The following is a 16,942-nucleotide window of genomic DNA, read 5'->3' on the forward strand; positions in this document are numbered from 1 at the left end:
ATAAATTGACTTTTGGCTGCAGATAATGTAGAATAATATACAGTTAAGGCAATGGCGCCGTTAGCAGTTCTTGAAAAAAGGACGGCTTTCGTCATTGCTTTTTATTTTTGTTATTTTTACAGTACTTTATTTCAGGAGGTAATGACAATGTCTTATGTAGACGAAATAATTGATCAGGTAATCAAGCAGAATCCCGCAGAGCCGGAATTCCATCAGGCAGTAAGAGAGGTTCTGGATTCTATCAGACCTGTTATCGATGCAAATGAAGCAACATTCCGCAGAGATGCTCTGCTGGAAAGACTGGTTAACCCTGAGAGACAGATCAAGTTCCGCGTGCCGTGGATCGATGACAAGGGCGATGTACACGTAAATACAGGCTACAGAGTTCAGTTCAACTCTGCTATCGGTCCTTACAAGGGCGGTCTGAGACTTCACCCCTCTGTAAATCTGGGTATCATCAAGTTCCTGGGCTTTGAACAGATCTTCAAGAACAGCCTGACCGGTCTGCCTATCGGCGGCGGTAAGGGCGGTTCCGACTTTGACCCCAAGGGCAAGTCCGACAGAGAGATCATGCGTTTCTGCCAGGCTTTCATGACTGAGCTGTGCAAGTATATAGGCGCTGATACCGACGTTCCTGCAGGTGACATCGGTACAGGCGGACGTGAGATCGGCTATATGTTCGGTCAGTACAAGAAGATCAGAAACGTATTTGAGGGCGTTCTGACAGGCAAGGGTCTGACATACGGCGGTTCTCTTGCAAGAACAGAGGCTACCGGCTACGGTCTGCTTTACCTCGTTGAGGAGCTGTTCAAATCTCACGGTCAGTCCATCGAAGGCAAGACTGCAGTAGTATCCGGCGCAGGCAACGTTGCTATCTATGCTATACAGAAGGCTCAGCAGCTTGGCGCTAAGGTTGTTACCTGCTCCGATTCAACAGGTTGGGTATATGATCCCGACGGAATTGATGTTGAAGCTCTGAAGCAGATCAAGGAAGTTGACAGAGCAAGACTTACCGAGTACAAGAAGTACAGACCCAACAGTGAGTATCACGAGGGCAGAGGCGTATGGTCTGTAAAGGCTGATATCGCACTTCCTTGCGCTACACAGAACGAGCTGGGCATCGAGGATGCTAAGCAGCTGGTAGCTAACGGCGCAGTAGCAGTTTGCGAAGGCGCTAATATGCCTACTACTGAGGAGGCTACAAAGTATCTGCAGGATAACGGCATCTGGTTCGTTCCCGGCAAGGCAGCTAATGCAGGCGGTGTTGCTACTTCCGCACTTGAGATGTCCCAGAACAGCGAGCGTCTGAGCTGGACATTCGATGAGGTAGATTCCAAGCTGAAGCAGATCATGGTAAACCTCTATCACAATATCGACGAAGCTGCTAAGAAGTACGGCTTTGAAGGAAATTACGTTGTAGGTGCAAATATCGCAGGCTTTGAGAAGGTACTCGAAGCTATGAACGCACAGGGCATCGTTTAAGCAGGAGTTGAAAGCATGGTAAATTCCGAAAATACAGGTTTTCTTCCGATAGTACCGTTCGAGGGCGTACACCCCGAAATGCTCATTGTGGTATATCAGAAGAATGAAGAAACATTCGGAAGCAGCGAATATGCTGCAAACACCGAATGCTGGGATTGACCTTCACATAGGGCACGGCAGCACCGTTATTTCGATGCTGCCTAGTGCTGTTTTCGGATAAACATGGTTTTGAAAGGAGTAAGTGATGAAGAAAATACTGGTATGTCGGGAGACGGATGAACGCGAAACACGAGTATCGCTCATACCTGACGACATAAAAAGGCTCATATCCATGGGGTATGAGGTGAAAGTAACCCGCGGAGCGGGAGAAAAAAGCGGCTTCAATGACGAGGCGTATGAGAAGGCAGGCGCTGTTCTTGTATCCTCGAATGAAGCGGGATATGAGGGCAGCGAAATTATTCTGAGGATAATGAAGCCTGCATCTGCGGCAGGTATACCTTCGGGTGCGCTGCATCTTAGCTATCTTGACCCCTTCAATGAGAAGGAACTGTTAAACGATTTCGCTAAGTCAGGTGTTCAGGCAGTATCTCTGGAAATGATTCCCAGAACCACATTAGCCCAGAAAATGGACGTTCAGTCTTCACAGACCTCACTGGCAGGATATACAGCTGTAGTAAATGCAGCAGCGAAACTTCCGAAAATCCTGCCTATGATGGTAACACCCTCGGGTACTATACAGCCCGCAAGAGTGTTCATAATCGGTGTCGGCGTTGCAGGTCTTCAGGCTATCGCAACTGCTAAAAGACTGGGCGCGAGAGTTGATGCTTTCGATACACGACCTGTAGTTGAGGAGCAGGTAAAGTCCCTTGGTGCGTCGTTTGTTAAGATCGACCTGGGTGAAATGGGGCAGACTGATCAGGGTTACGCTAAGGAACTCACCCCCGAGCAGATCGCTAAACAGCAGGAAGCTCAGGCTAAGGTCTGTGAGCGTTCAGATATAGTTATAACCACCGCAAAGGTTTTCGGAAGAAAGGCCCCGCGTCTAATCGGCAAGGATGTTCTTGACAGGATGAAGAAGGGTGCTATCGTTGTGGATATGGCAGTATCTACGGGCGGAAACGTTGAAGGCTCAAAGCTTTTCGAGGACGTTGTGACCGAAAACGGAGTAACCATAATGTGCGGAGATATGCTGGAAAGACAGGTGCCATACGATGCATCGAAAATGCTTTCGGGCAACTTCTATGCGTTCCTGACACATTTCTACAACAAGGAGAGCAAGGAGCTCGTTGTTAACCTTGAGGACGAAATAATGCGCGGATGCTTGCTCACACAGGGCGGAAAGATCATCCACGAGCGTTTCAAGGGTCAATAATATTTGCGATAGTATGATCGAAAATGTTTTCGTTAAATTTTAATGGAGGTAAAGAAAAATGGCGATAGGAGAAATTCTGCTCCTGGTATTCGTATTTGTAATTGCCGGATTTTTGGGAGTTGAGCTGATATCCAAAGTCCCCTCACAGCTGCATACGCCCCTTATGTCGGGTACAAATGCGATATCGGGCATAACGATAGTAGGTGCCATATCTGCAACAGCAGTAGCGCTCCACACAGACGGTATGGTAAGCAATATTTGCGGTTTTGCAGCAATAGTACTGGCTACCATAAACGTTATCGGAGGTTATCTTGTAACAGACAGGATGCTTGGAATGTTTAAGAAAAAGGGGGACGATAAGAAGTGAATACAGATACTTTGCGCACAGTGTGTACGACAATATTCTACATGATATCGTCCGTACTTTTTATAAGAGGCATAAAGCTTCTTGGTAAGGCAGACACCGCAAGAAAGGGCAATCTGATGTCCTCGGTGGGTATGCTTATAGCAGTAGTTACAGTGCTTTTTGAAAAGCAGGTGACATCAACGATAACCTACGGTCCGGCGCAGAACGCCTATGTATGGGTGGTCGCAGCCATAGTTCTCGGCGGTGCCATAGGTGCTGTATGGGCAAAGAAGGTCGAGATGACAGGTATGCCTCAGCTGGTTGCACTGTTCAACGGCTTCGGAGGACTGTCCAGTTTACTGGTCGCATTGACACAGTACATGACCGATGATAATATAAATATATTTTCATCAATAGCCCTTGGTCTGACCATAGCAATAGGTGCGATAGCATTCACAGGCTCCATAGTTGCATGGGGAAAGCTGAGCGGCAAGATGTTCAAGAAAAACGTGACCATACCTGCAAAGAACGCAATAAACGGTCTGCTGGCAGTCGTTGGTCTTGTGGGAGTAGTTATCTACTCGCTGAGCATCGCGGGTGTTGTTGATGCATCACTCGGAAACATTGGTATAATCATTGTTACAGCGGCATACCTGATACTCGGTCTGACCATGGTAGTTGCTATCGGCGGCGGCGATATGCCTGTTATAATCTCACTGCTGAACGCATTCTCGGGACTTGCAGCTGCATTCGCAGGACTTTCCATTTCAAACTCCGTGCTGGTAGTTTCGGGTTGTCTGGTAGGTACATCTGGACTTATCCTGACCCTCATCATGTGCAAGGCTATGAACAGAACACTTTACGCACTGCTTTTCAGCAGCTTCGGTGCTGCCAAGAAGGGTGCAGCAGGCGAGCAGAAAGAGCCGAAATCCATGTCTGTTGAAGATGCATATCTTATTCTTGAAGCTGCAAGCAGTGTAGTATTCATCCCCGGTTACGGCATGGCAGTTGCGCAGGCACAGCACGCAGTCAAGGAGCTTTGCGACAAGCTTGAGGCAAACGGCGCTGAGGTAAACTTTGCTATCCACCCTGTTGCAGGACGTATGCCCGGTCACATGAACGTACTTCTTGCGGAGGCAAACGTACCTTACGAGCAGCTGAAAACTGCCGATGAGATGAATCCTCAGATGTCAAACACCGATGTTGCCATTGTTATCGGTGCAAACGACGTTGTAAATCCCTCTGCGATAAATGATGAGAGCTCTCCTCTTTACGGTATGCCCATAATCAACGCATACGAGGCAAGGACAGTTTTCGTGCTGAAGCGCGGCAAGGGTACAGGTTTCTCGGGTGTTGAGAACCCGCTGTTCACAAATGACAACACTGTTATGATCTACGGTGATGCAAAGAATACTGTGGCTCAGCTGGTCAGTGAGTTTGAGGAATAAATGCATTGGGGCTTGATTCCCCGATCTTAGGGGGAGTATTATGACCTTTCATATCGGCGACAGAATAGAGCTTGCGGGCTTTGGGAAGGTGTCTGTTGAAGATACACCTGAGGATCTGCAGAACAAAACTGATAATGATGCGGATATTGTTCTGAAAAACGCTCTTGTGGTTGACAGCACTGGTGTTTATCCTGCGGATGTAAGTATCTCGGACGGTGTTATAGTGTCGGTAGGTACTTCGCAGAATGCCATGAAGACCTATGATGCGGATGGTTATGTGCTTACGGCAGGAAGGATATTTACGGGAAAAGTTTCGGAGGCTGGCAACGCTGAGGAACTGCTTTTCAGCGGATATTCTACCGCTATATTTGAGCTTGACTGCGGACGGGAAAGGGTAGCTGAGGTGCTGATGGAGAAAAATTCTCTGCCTGTCAATCTGGGCTTTATACCTTCTGCAGACAGCTGCAGATGCTTTGTTTCTGATGATTTCTGTCCTGTTTTGGATCGTGGGTCACATACTGACTTTGAAGGTGAAAACTCCGATATCATGAGGAGGATAGCCGAACAGACGATCCTTCCTGCTTTCAGGTGCGGTATATCTTCTCATGTGGGTACGATAGAGGTCGGAAAGCTGGCAGACTTGTTTTTATGGCGGCCTGAGGAATTTTTCAGGAAACCTGCAAAAATATTTAAAAGCGGCAGACTTGTTTTTGACAGTACCCTGACTGACCGACGTGATATTGTATATTCATTACTTTCGTGCAGTACGGAGTGGGGAGTCCGCAATCCATGTGCGTTCTTCACTTCTGTTGGTGCAGCAAAGGGCTATCTTGGCAGACGTATGGGCTGTGAGCGTAATGTTATAGCCGTGGAAGGCTGATTTATTCAATGCATATCTAAAGGGACAGCTTCGGCTGTCCTTTTTATGTTTGATATTGATTTATACATAAAAAAGGTGTATAATCATTTCTGGTGATGATATGAAAGATATGAAAAAAGAACTGGCTGTTTTTTCGGGAGCACTGATATGCTGCTTTTTGTGGGGGAGTGCTTTTCCTGCCATAAAGATCGGTTATGAGCTGTGGCATATAGGTGACGATGAGACGTGGAAAGTAATACGTTTTGCGGGGATAAGGTTTTTTATTGCGGGGATACTTGTCATACTGTTTGCTAGTATTATTCAGAAAAAACTGCTGCTGCCGCGGCGTGATGAATGGGGCAGTATAATGTTCCTGAGTTTATTCCAGACTATCGGTCAGTATATTTTCTTCTACCTTGGACTGGCTCATACTTCGGGCGTGAATTCGGCTGTTGTGGATTCACTTACAAATTTCTTTGCAATAATAATAGCGAGCATAGTATTGCACATGGAAAAGCTTACACCCCGGAAGATAGCAGGATGTATGCTTGGTATCGCAGGGGTGGTTATGGTACAGATCTCGCCTGCGGGCTTCACTTTCAGTCCTGCAGGTGACGGACTTGTGGCGCTTTCTGCACTGTGTTACGGTGTTTCTTCGACTATGATAAAAAGGTATTCTGCTGAGCATGATACGGTACTTTTCAGCGGATGGCAGTTCATGTTTGGCGGGGCTGTGATGACGGCGGCGGGTCAGGCGGGAATACTCTTCGTCGGAGATAGTTCGTCAGAAACAAATCCAGTGACGTTTGGAGCTGCTGCGGTGCTTATCTATCTGGCGCTGGTTTCCAGTGTTGCGTATACGCTTTGGGGCATACTTCTCAGGAATAATGATGTATCGAAAATATCGGTCTTCGGATTTATGAACCCTGTTATCGGTGTAATGCTTTCTGCTGTTTTGCTGGGAGAGGCAGATACACTTGGGATAAAATACGCAGCGGCACTTTTGTTGATATGTGCCGGTATTATCATAGTAAATCGCAAAAGCGCATCCCATAAAGGAGCGTAGAAAAAAGTTGATTTGTGAAAAGAATATGTCATATCTCTTGAAATTTCATTTTCTTTGTGATATAATAAATATATAATGAAGCTAATATTGCTTGATTAATGTATAATTTCTTTAAAAATCCCAAATAAATTTACCGATGCAGTTAATATATGTTGATATGAAGAAAATGGAGGAAGCAAATGGATCTTCAAAATGTTGTTGACAGCTTTTCCACAGCAGCCTGCGTAGTTTCTGTGGAGATGCTTCCGGATGGACATAGGGGAAAATTCCGCATTGTTACGGGCAACAGAGCTTACCTTGACACAATTGAGCGTCCTATGAATAATGTTCAGCTGCTCACAACAAAATTTGAACCGAACAGTGAGTATACCAAATACATGGAACGCGATCTTAACTTCGAGGATTCGTGTTATCGTGCAGCGGTTGAAAATAAGATCGTACACGCTTATGCACATCCGGCAAGATTTGATGTGTGGTTCAATATGTCTTTTCTGCCGCTAAGGTCAGATATACCGGGGATATATTATTGTATATATATGATGGAGATCAATTTCAAGCCTGAGGCTAAAAGATTGTCTGCCATCTCACCTGATATCGCATCTGCGGTACTGGAAACTTGCATCAAGCTGAGGAGTAATGCGGATATCGGATCTATAATGAGCGATATATGTGAAGATATACGTGAGCTTTGTGATTCCGAGCTTTTTTGTATACTGCTGATGGATGCGTCAAAGCGTTCGTGTTCTGTACTGGGCGAAGCTCTTTCTGATGATACAGATCTGGTATATATGGAGAATTTTTTGGATGATGGCTTTTATGATATTGCAGAATCATGGAAGGATACCATAGCAGGCAGCAACTGTTTGATAGTCAAGAATGAGTCTGATATGGAAGTAGTACGTGAAAGGAATCCTGTATGGCACGATTCGATAACGAAGGCAGGCGGCAGGACCATAGTACTTTTCCCGCTTGAATTCAGGAATAAAGCGCTTGGATATATCTGGGCATTGAATTTCAGCGCCGAGGTAGCAGACACGATCAAGGAAACACTTGAGCTTACCTCATTCATACTGGCATCTGAGATATACAGTTACAAACTGATGGATAAGCTGCAGATACTGAGTTCAAGGGATATGCTGACAGGTGTTATGAACCGCAATGAGATGAACAACTATGTCGATAAGCTTGTTGATATCGGTGAAGAAAGATCGGTTGGGGTTGTATTTGTCGATCTTAACGGACTTAAAATGGTAAACGATTCCCGTGGCCATACGTCGGGAGATACACTGCTTAAAAATGCAGCTGCTGCGCTGCAGGAGGTATTTGATGTAAGGGATATCTTCAGGGCAGGCGGCGATGAATTTGTTGTGATCCTCCTTGGTGTGACCGAGGAAGAGCTGCGAAAAAAAGTGGATGAGCTGAGAGAAGCTTCGGATAAATACATGGATCTGGTATTTGCTATCGGTCAGGCTTATGAGAGCGATGTGGGAAATGTTCGTAAGGCACTGCATACAGCAGATGAGAATATGTATCTGGATAAAAAGCACTACTACGCGCTCCACCCCGAAAGAAAACGTCATTAGCGGATAGAATTGGATTAATGAAAAAAAGGATCGTCGGAGTAAGACGGGTATCCATATAGAAGATTTGCCCCAAAGCACTTTATTGTGCTTTGGGGCATTTTTACTCAGGTGTTAAGATAAATCAGAATTTAGCTATATATTTTATTATCTATAAAATGTTCTGCGGCGGCTTCATATAATTCCAATGCGGACAGGGATTGGCTATTTGAAAGTTCTTCATAAAATCTAACATATTTTTGCTGTTCATTAAAAAGCTTTGTATCCCCCATGATTTTTTTAAGGTAATACTCTGCTAATCCTTCAGTCAGATCCCATGTTTCAAAAAACGCATCTATATTACCCGGAGCTTTAATTAACAGAAAAATTATAAATTCGTGTCCTATAAAATAAAAGGCATCTGTGTACGTTTTTTCTATACAAAACATATCTTGTTCGTTTGAAATATTTATTGCCTCTGCACCGCCCGCAACTGATGTAACAAGAGTTGCTATAAAATACTCGTTTTCTAAATTACCTACAAGTCTTTCAGCTTTTTCGGTAAACGATGATCTTTCAAAAAGATCAAGTAACTCCGGTATGTATTGCTCTATTTTCTTTTTTTCGGATTCCCATATATTTTCAATGTAATAGTCATAGTGCTTGACCATGATCTCTGAGATCTCAATAATTATCTCGGTATAAGGTATAAGTGCGCTCTCTATATTATCCGGAATATTGCCGTTGATAATATCGTTGCCTAATTGTATCAATCCGCTATAATATTCCTTTGCCGAAACATAAGCACAGGCAGGCTGAGAAACTATTATGCCGAACAATATACCGCAATGCTGTCCTCCGCAAACAGTCAGCAGGTCTTCATTTTTTTTGATCACAGACAGATCCTCCGGAGGATATATTTCACGATATTTTGCACCATATTCGTTATCGTAACCGCACTTTGCGGTCGATAACATATGAAAGACATAATTTGTATCTTTATTTGCAGCAAAGCGTATTTTGTTCATTTTTATTTTCTCCTTACAAATTCCGGTTTATATTCGTAACAATTATAGCATAGCATTGCTGCATTGTCAATAAAAACGCTATAGTACTTCTGACTGTAAATCAGAAATACTATGGCTTAAAACTTCTATATGAGTATCTTTCTTATGGTGCCGACAATACTTTTTTGGTATGGCTCTGCAGAGATGAGTACAATAAAATGTACGACATACATCGATATTATCCAACATGATACGTGTCTTTACTTTTTCTGAGGTATGTGATATAATATAAAGCGGAAAACGGATCGTTGGTATATTGAACGATCAGAGCTATTATTGCCGTGATGTAAGGAGAGAATGTTATGATATTACAGGGTAAATGTGTTGTTATCGGAGTTACAGGTTCTATAGCAGCCTATAAGATACCGAATCTGGCGCGTATGCTGAAAAAACAGGGGGCAGATGTTGAGATACTTATGACCCCTAATGCTTGCAATTTCATACATCCATTAACTTTTGAAAGTCTGCTGGGGCATAAATGCCTGGTGGATACGTTTGACAGAAACTTCCAGTACTCTGTGGAACACGTTGCTGTTGCAAAAAAGGCAGATGTTGTAATAATTGCTCCTGCTTCGGCAAATGTTATAGGTAAGGTGGCTTCGGGTATTGCTGATGATATGCTTACAACTACAGTAATGGCGTGCACCTGTCCAAAAATAATCTCACCTGCTATGAATCACAATATGTTCCATAATCCCATAGTACAGGATAATATTGAAAAACTTCGCGGATACGGCTATAGTATTGTTGAACCCGCAAGCGGTATGCTTGCTAACGGTGACAGCGGTGACGGAAGGATGCCCGAGCCTGAGGTCCTGTACGAATACGTGCTGCGCGAGATAGCCTGCGACAAGGATATGAAGGGCAAAAAAGTTCTTGTTACAGCAGGTGCTACCCGTGAATCAATTGATCCTGTGCGGTTCATCACTAATCATTCCAGCGGTAAAATGGGTATCGCCCTGGCTAAGGCTGCGATGCTGAGAGGTGCAGACGTTACCCTTGTGGCAGGTCATACAGAGGCTCAGCTTCCGCCTTTTGTAAATTATATACCTGTGGAAAGTGCGGAGGATATGTTCAATGCTGTAACGCAGCTGTCCGATAAACAGGACTTTATTATCAAGGCAGCAGCCGTAGCCGATTATACTCCAACGACAACAGCAGATAATAAGCTTAAAAAGTCGGATAAAGATATGGTGATCGAGCTCAAACGCACAAAGGATATACTAAAATATCTTGGAGAACATAAGCGTGAGGGACAGAAGATATGTGGTTTCTCAATGGAAACCGAGAATGTTATAGAGAATTCGTCCAAAAAACTTCACAGCAAAAATTGCGATATGATATGTGCTAATTCTTTGAAAACTGCAGGCGCAGGCTTTGGAGTTGATACAAATGTAATAACAATGATTACAAGGGAAGGTTCTGAAGAACTACCGCTGATGACAAAGGAAGAAGCTGCACATAAGATCCTGGATAAACTGATGGAAATGTAAAGGAATATCTTATGAAAAGAATACAGATATTTGAAAACGGTATAAACGTTGTATTTGAAATAACCGACAGGCAGGAGATCAGGCTGTTACACTTTTCGGCACTGCCGTTTGATGAAAGCACAATGACTTCAAGAACCGGCAATTCGGGATTCAGCCTTGTTGAACTGCAGGTGAGCGGTATAGACAGGGCAGGAGAACGTCATGGCAATAAGTATATCATTACGGCACCCGGATATCGCATGAAATATAAGGATCTTAAAGACACGAATAATGCGATCGGACGTAAGCTTGAAATAATATGTTATGATGAAGAAACGGGTCTTGAAACTGTATCACATATGCAGTTCTATTCGGGTACATCCGTTGTAAGGACATGGACCGATGTCAACAATTGCGGTACTGAAAAATGGACAATTGAATATGTATCGTCATTTTCCGTGACGGGTATTGAAAAGGAAGGGCTGCTGTCACAGGACGAGAAGATGCGGATAGGCATCTGCCATAACTCATGGCAGAGAGAGCTTCAGTGGCAGTTCTACAGCCTTGAACAGGTAGGACTCGGGCTGTCGCAGCCTGCTGGTTTTCAGCATTCTTCCAAGGTGCTTGGTGTGACAAATGTTGGTAACTGGTCGGCTAAGGAGTATATCCCCATGGGGTATCTTGAAAACACTGAAACCGCATCAGCGATGATGTGGCAGATAGAGCATAACGGCTCGTGGCACTGGGAGATCTCTGACCGAGAGGGACATTTGTATCTGCAGCTTTCGGGACCATCGGAGATAGAATCACATTGGTCTAAGGAACTGGAGCCCGGAGAAAGTTTCAGATCTGTATACTGCGGAGTATGTGCAGTAAAAGGCGGTTTTGATGAAGCTGTAGCAGAAATGACGAGGTACAGGCGGCTTATAAGACGCAAAAACCGCGATAATATGCGGCTGCCTGTAATATTCAATGATTATATGAACTGTCTTTGGGCTGACCCCACTACAGAAAAAGAACTGCCGCTGATAGATGCTGCGGCTGAAATGGGATGCGAATATTTTTGCATTGATGCAGGCTGGTATGCAGACGGTGTATGGTGGGACTGGGTCGGTGAATGGCAGGAAAGCAGGAAAAGATTCCCGAATGGTCTGCGTGAGGTCACTGACTATATCCGCAAAAAAGGTATGATACCCGGTGTGTGGCTTGAGATCGAAGTTATGGGTATAAAATGCCCTATGGCAGATGAACTTCCTGATGAATGGTTTTTTGTAAGACACGGAAAAAGGGTGTTCGACAGAAGCAGATACCAACTGGATTTCCGCGTACCTGCGGTGCGTAAGCACTGTGATGAGGTGATAGACAGACTGGTGCACGAATACGGTGTAGGGTACATAAAAATGGACTATAATATCGAGCCGGGCATAGGTACGGAAAACTGTTCCGACAGCTTCGGTGATGGTCTGTTGGAGCATGAGAGAGCCTATTTAGCGTGGCTTGACGGCGTTTTTGAACGTCACCCGAAGCTTATTATCGAAAATTGCTCCAGCGGTGGTCTGAGGATGGACTATGCTTTGCTTTCACGATGCTCGATACAGTCCACTTCGGATCAGGATGATTATCGGAGATATGCGACTATTGCTGCTAACGCTCCTACGGCGGTGTGTCCGGAACAGGCTGCCGTGTGGTCTTACCCGCTTACTTCGGGTGACAAAGAAGAGGTCGTATTCAATATGGTGAATGCGATGCTTTTACGTGTCCATCAAAGCGGACACCTTGCAAATCTTGATCCTGAACGAAAGGCTCTTGTCAAAGAGGCGCTTGATGTTTATAAAACTATAAGGGACGATATTGCGTCGGCTGTACCTTTCTATCCATTGGGAACATCAAGCTTTTCTGATAACTGGACAGTTCTTGGTCTGCGTACTGATGACAGGATATATCTTGCGGTATGGCGCAGGGAAGGGACGCAGAACTGTATCATTCCCGTCGGTGATGTTTTTGATGATGCAGAGGCAAGGTGCATATATCCTTTATTTAACGAGGAAAAATTTGCTTATGATACAATAAAAGGGACTCTTTCTGTGTGCTTTGATAATGCTTACACTGCACGCCTTTTTGTATTGGAAAAGAAGTAATAGCTTCTTTCAGCTGTATAGCTGAAAACTGTGACCGTTCATCGGTCAGATATTGCTGTGTTTTGTTATGGACAGAAGGGAGAAAATATGGACATTAAAATACCGCGATATGTAACTGCGGTCATAGAAATACTTGAACAGAACGGATATGAAGCTTATATCGTCGGGGGCTGTGTGAGAGATGCGATGATGGGTGTTGAACCCCATGATTACGATGTTTGCACTGATTGTACCCCTGATGATATGGTGAAAATATTCAGTGGATTCCACACCATTGAAACGGGACTGAAACATGGTACGCTGACGGTAATGTCAGAGCATATGCCTGTAGAGGTCACAACGTATCGCAGCGACGGGGAGTACACCGATCATAGAAGACCCGATTCGGTAAAATTTGAAACTGATCTTAAAGAAGATCTGAAACGCAGGGATTTTACTGTAAATGCGATGTGCTTTAATCCCAAAAATGGTACAGTTGATCTTTTCGATGGCAGAAATGATCTTAATGAAAAGGTCATACGATGCGTCGGTAACGCAGAGGACAGATTTGATGAAGATGCGTTGCGAATTATGCGAGCGCTCAGGTTTGCATCGACTCTTGACTTTCGGATAGAAGAATATACAGCTGCAGCTATGAGAAAAAAATCCCATCTGCTGAACGCAATTTCTGCTGAACGTATATTTTCAGAGCTTAAAAAGCTTCTGTGCGGTAAAGCTGTATGCAGGATAATGTTGGAATATTCCGATATAATCGGTGTTATACTTCCTGAGATCATCCCGTGCATAGGATGTGAACAAAACAATATACACCATTGTTACGATGTTTACGAGCATATCTGTCACAGCATCAAATACATTGAAGCTGATGAAGATCTGCGCCTGACTATGCTTTTTCACGACATCGGCAAACCGCAGAAGAAAGTCACCGATGATGATGGTGTCGATCATTTCAAGCTGCACCAGCTTTGCAGCGGTGATATCGCAGAAGCTGTTCTTACACGTCTTAAAAGCTCTAACAAGACTTTAAAAAGGGTGAGATCCCTTGTGATCGAACACGATAACAGGATATACCCGAAACGTCGTTCTGTCAAGAGATTTATTTCAAAATATGACCATGAGTTTTACGTGGATTGGCTGAAAGTGCGAAGAGCGGATACTCTGGCTCAGTCAGAATATATGAGGGCTGAAAAACTGGCTGAACTGGATCAGCTGGAAAAGCTTGGCGAAGAGATCAAAGAAGAAATGTGCTGTCTTAAAACATCAGACCTTGCGATCAATGGTCACGATGTGATAGCGCTGGGATTCAAAGGTGCAGAGATAAAAAATGCACTGAATGCTGCTCTTGATGCGGTTATCGACGAAGTGATCGAAAATGAACGTGATGCCCTGCTTGGTTATCTGAAGGAGAATTTCAATGCATAGCCGAACTTTTAATTATTTGAGATGGGCGGCTCTGATCGCCTTCTGTATTGTAATATTTGTTTTTTCGAGTTTTCGTGCGGACGAATCAACTTCGCAAAGCAACAGGATAGTTGATGCTATCATTGAATTTGTTTTCACTGATTTTGAGCATAAGCCGCTGCCTGAACAGGCAGCTGTTACCTCTTTGCTTACGGTGCTTGTTAGAAAAGGCGCACATTTCAGTGAATATGCTCTGCTTGCCAGTCTGGCTTTTATGGCATTTTATGGTATAAAAAGCAGTTTTCTCAGATGGTTCAGCGCTGTGGGATTTGCGTTCTTATATGCTTGTTCGGATGAATTTCATCAGACCTTTGTGCCGGGGCGTTCGGGTATGATCCGTGATGTGATAGTAGATACTTCGGGGGCTGTATTCGGGGCTTTGATAGCGTGCTTTATCGCTGTATTTCTTACTGCACGAAGTATCATTAAAAACTATAAAAATATGTGATATAACTTATTTTTCCGGTTTTGCGCCTTGTGTTTATAAGGCGCTTTTTTTGTACATCGGATCATATATGTTATAAAATTTTGTTATGATTATCTCACATGAAATAATGTCTGGAATTGTATGATGTGCACATTCTTTTTGCTGTATTAACTGCATTTATTGACATTTAATATTGTTTGTTATATAATAATAGTAGGTTTAGAAAGTGTGGTGTCGGCATTATGGGTAAATTTAATGTGCAGACTATTTTCAAGGCGGTTCAGAGAGGGACTGGTCTGGAAAAGCACAGTGAGTATGTCAAGGATTACTTCTTTGATGCAAATATGAGAGCCAGCATATATATGTCGATAATGGTTATTGTGCTTGAGGTCTGGATGATAATCAGGACGACACGAACACTGATCATCAATGATCTGATGGGGAAGTTTGGCCATTATTTTGAAAAATACTACATAAACTATATCATTCTTCTTCTTGCGGGTATCGTCATGTTTGTTTATGCCACCCGCTACCTGCGCCGCGGTAAAGGCAGAAAATGGCTTGGAAATCTGATAAAACTGGCATTCTCGGCTATATGTATATATTTTGGTATCAAGATATCCATACAGGATTATCAGAAAGGCGAGCAGATACTTACTTTTTTAACTATGGAGCTGTTTGTTGTATGCCTTCTTACATGGCGGCCGTGGGTCGGTTTTTCAATACTCACTTCGTCTTATGCGATATTCTTTTATATACTCTCACGTATGGAAGCTCCGAATACGGGGGAGGTCGGGTTAACACTGGCTACGCAGATCAATGGTTTTACTATGTGGCTGTCGACTATGGTCTTCTGCGTTTCAAATTATAATAAAACGCTTTCTCAGGCATTGAAGGATGAGCGACTTGAAAAGATGAACTCTCACCTTAGACGCATATCTGTTGAAGATGAACTTACCGGTATACATAATATGCTGTATTTCAGGAATGAGGCTGAAAAGCTTCTCGGTTATGTTACCACCGACAAGGAGAATGCGGTATTCCTGTTTTTTGACATTGAGAATTTCAAATCTTTCAATGAAAAATACGGTTTTCGCAGCGGAAACGAACTGCTGAAAAAGGTAGCACATATGATAGAGGATGCCTACCCGAATTCGCTGGTATCCAGGTTTTCGGATGATCATTTCGTGGTGCTGACCCATGCTGATGGATGTCGGGAAGCTGCTGACAAGCTTTCCGAAGAGATCAGCTCTCTGCAGAATGAAGTTCATCTGCAGCTTAAATGCGGCGCATATCAGATCACGAATGATGAAACAGATCCCAGCCTTGCTTGTGACAGGGCAAGATTTGCCTGCAACAGCATAAAGAAACACTTTGATGACAATTTCAGATTTTACGATAAGATGCTGGAGGATAAATTCCAGCTGAAGCAGTACATTGTTAATAGTATCGATAATGCTATAGCAAACAACCATATAAAGGTGTACTATCAGCCTGTGGTATCTACGCGAACAGGAGAGATAGTCGGGCTTGAAGCGCTTGCCAGGTGGATCGATCCAAGGTACGGTCTGCTGCCGCCCGGTGCTTTTATAGAGATACTTGAGGAATACAGACAGATACACAAACTGGATATCTGTATCATAGATACGGTGTGCCGTGATTATCGTGAAGCCTGCGAGAGTGGTGAAGTGGTAGTACCGGTATCACTTAACTTTTCAAGGCTTGATTTTGAACTTTGTGATATCGTTAAAGAGCTTTCATACAGGGCTGAAAAATACGGAGTGCCAAAGGAATTCCTTGATGTGGAGATAACCGAGAGCGCACTTGTAGACAGTCAGGGCGCTATGAAGAAAGCCATGGCAGAACTTCGTGCGTTAGGATATAAGGTTTGGCTTGATGACTTTGGAAGCGGATACTCTTCAATGAATGTTCTGAAGGATCACAGTTTTGATGTATTGAAGATAGATATGAAATTCCTTTCGGGGTTTGATGAAAATCCCAAGACAAAGCTGATAATCAACAATATTGTGGCACTTACCAAGGAGATAGATATGATATCTCTGACAGAGGGTGTTGAAACTAAGGAGCAGTTTGAATTTCTTGCTTCTATCAACTGTGACAGGGCGCAGGGCTATTTGTTCAGCAAACCTGTACCTATTGAAAAACTGCGTGAGCGTGCTGCAAAAGGAGAGTTGAAATTCTCCGAGGAATACAGACTACTGCACCTATAAGACGATTTGATGAA

Annotated in this window: 14 protein-coding genes; 13 read left to right on the forward strand and 1 reads right to left on the reverse strand. The window is 43.8% G+C overall.

All coding sequences use genetic code 11. The features are described 5' to 3' along the window. The first annotated feature begins 147 nt into the window (after nucleotides 1-147). From gdhA to RUMAL_RS05100, 8 genes are all read left to right on the forward strand, one after another. A complete protein-coding gene (gene gdhA / locus RUMAL_RS05070; protein WP_013497702.1) occupies nucleotides 148-1,482 on the forward strand; it encodes an NADP-specific glutamate dehydrogenase in 1,335 nt (444 codons plus the stop codon). Nucleotides 1,483-1,497: 15 nt separating this feature from the next. Next, complete coding sequence (locus RUMAL_RS21695) at nucleotides 1,498-1,641, forward strand: hypothetical protein (protein WP_013497703.1); 144 nt, start codon at nucleotides 1,498-1,500, stop codon at nucleotides 1,639-1,641. Nucleotides 1,642-1,726: 85 nt separating this feature from the next. After that, nucleotides 1,727-2,854 carry an NAD(P) transhydrogenase subunit alpha gene (locus RUMAL_RS05075; protein WP_013497704.1) on the forward strand — a complete coding sequence of 376 codons (1,128 nt, stop codon included), beginning with the start codon at nucleotides 1,727-1,729 and terminating at the stop codon, nucleotides 2,852-2,854. Nucleotides 2,855-2,912: 58 nt separating this feature from the next. Beyond that, nucleotides 2,913-3,221: an NAD(P) transhydrogenase subunit alpha part 2 gene (locus tag RUMAL_RS05080; RefSeq protein WP_013497705.1), complete on the forward strand. Its 309-nt coding sequence runs from the start codon at nucleotides 2,913-2,915 to the stop codon at nucleotides 3,219-3,221. Further along, complete coding sequence (locus RUMAL_RS05085; protein ID WP_013497706.1) at nucleotides 3,218-4,648, forward strand: NAD(P)(+) transhydrogenase (Re/Si-specific) subunit beta; 1,431 nt, start codon at nucleotides 3,218-3,220, stop codon at nucleotides 4,646-4,648. The genes RUMAL_RS05080 and RUMAL_RS05085 overlap by 4 nt, the downstream gene beginning before the upstream one ends. Before the next feature lie 40 nt (nucleotides 4,649-4,688). Next, nucleotides 4,689-5,528: an amidohydrolase family protein gene (locus tag RUMAL_RS05090; RefSeq protein WP_013497707.1), complete on the forward strand. Its 840-nt coding sequence runs from the start codon at nucleotides 4,689-4,691 to the stop codon at nucleotides 5,526-5,528. Nucleotides 5,529-5,628: 100 nt separating this feature from the next. Next, nucleotides 5,629-6,573 (forward strand): DMT family transporter, encoded by a 945-nt coding sequence (locus RUMAL_RS05095; protein ID WP_013497708.1) that lies wholly within the window; start codon nucleotides 5,629-5,631, stop codon nucleotides 6,571-6,573. 179 nt (nucleotides 6,574-6,752) lie between these two features. Further along, nucleotides 6,753-8,156, forward strand: coding sequence for a GGDEF domain-containing protein (locus RUMAL_RS05100; RefSeq protein ID WP_013497709.1), 1,404 nt, complete (start codon nucleotides 6,753-6,755; stop codon nucleotides 8,154-8,156). Between the two features lie 128 nt (nucleotides 8,157-8,284). Here the strand turns inward: RUMAL_RS05100 and RUMAL_RS05105 are convergent, their stop codons facing one another. Next, entirely contained in the window at nucleotides 8,285-9,160 is an 876-nt protein-coding gene (locus tag RUMAL_RS05105) for a hypothetical protein (RefSeq protein WP_013497710.1), read from the reverse strand. Nucleotides 9,161-9,504: 344 nt separating this feature from the next. On the opposite strand from RUMAL_RS05105, the gene coaBC reads away from it, so the two are divergent. The 5 genes from coaBC to RUMAL_RS05130 all read left to right on the forward strand — a co-directional run bounded on the left by coaBC (nucleotide 9,505) and on the right by RUMAL_RS05130 (nucleotide 16,928). Then, on the forward strand, nucleotides 9,505-10,692 hold the full coding sequence (coaBC, locus tag RUMAL_RS05110; protein ID WP_028504284.1) for a bifunctional phosphopantothenoylcysteine decarboxylase/phosphopantothenate--cysteine ligase CoaBC: 1,188 nt from the start codon (nucleotides 9,505-9,507) through the stop codon (nucleotides 10,690-10,692). Between the two features lie 11 nt (nucleotides 10,693-10,703). Then, nucleotides 10,704-12,809: a glycoside hydrolase family 36 protein gene (locus RUMAL_RS05115; RefSeq protein ID WP_013497712.1), complete on the forward strand. Its 2,106-nt coding sequence runs from the start codon at nucleotides 10,704-10,706 to the stop codon at nucleotides 12,807-12,809. A gap of 87 nt (nucleotides 12,810-12,896) precedes the next feature. Beyond that, the gene (locus RUMAL_RS05120) at nucleotides 12,897-14,231 is read left to right on the forward strand and encodes a CCA tRNA nucleotidyltransferase (RefSeq protein WP_013497713.1); all 1,335 of its coding nucleotides are present in this window, start codon (nucleotides 12,897-12,899) and stop codon (nucleotides 14,229-14,231) included. After that, complete coding sequence (locus tag RUMAL_RS05125) at nucleotides 14,224-14,718, forward strand: VanZ family protein (RefSeq protein ID WP_013497714.1); 495 nt, start codon at nucleotides 14,224-14,226, stop codon at nucleotides 14,716-14,718. Before RUMAL_RS05120 ends, RUMAL_RS05125 begins: the two co-directional genes overlap by 8 nt. Nucleotides 14,719-14,939: 221 nt before the next feature. Continuing rightward, on the forward strand, nucleotides 14,940-16,928 hold the full coding sequence (locus RUMAL_RS05130; RefSeq protein ID WP_013497715.1) for a putative bifunctional diguanylate cyclase/phosphodiesterase: 1,989 nt from the start codon (nucleotides 14,940-14,942) through the stop codon (nucleotides 16,926-16,928). The last annotated feature ends 14 nt before the right edge of the window (nucleotides 16,929-16,942 follow it).

Origin of the sequence: Ruminococcus albus 7 = DSM 20455 (assembly GCF_000179635.2) — a bacterium.
Lineage (GTDB): Bacteria > Bacillota > Clostridia > Oscillospirales > Ruminococcaceae > Hominimerdicola > Hominimerdicola alba.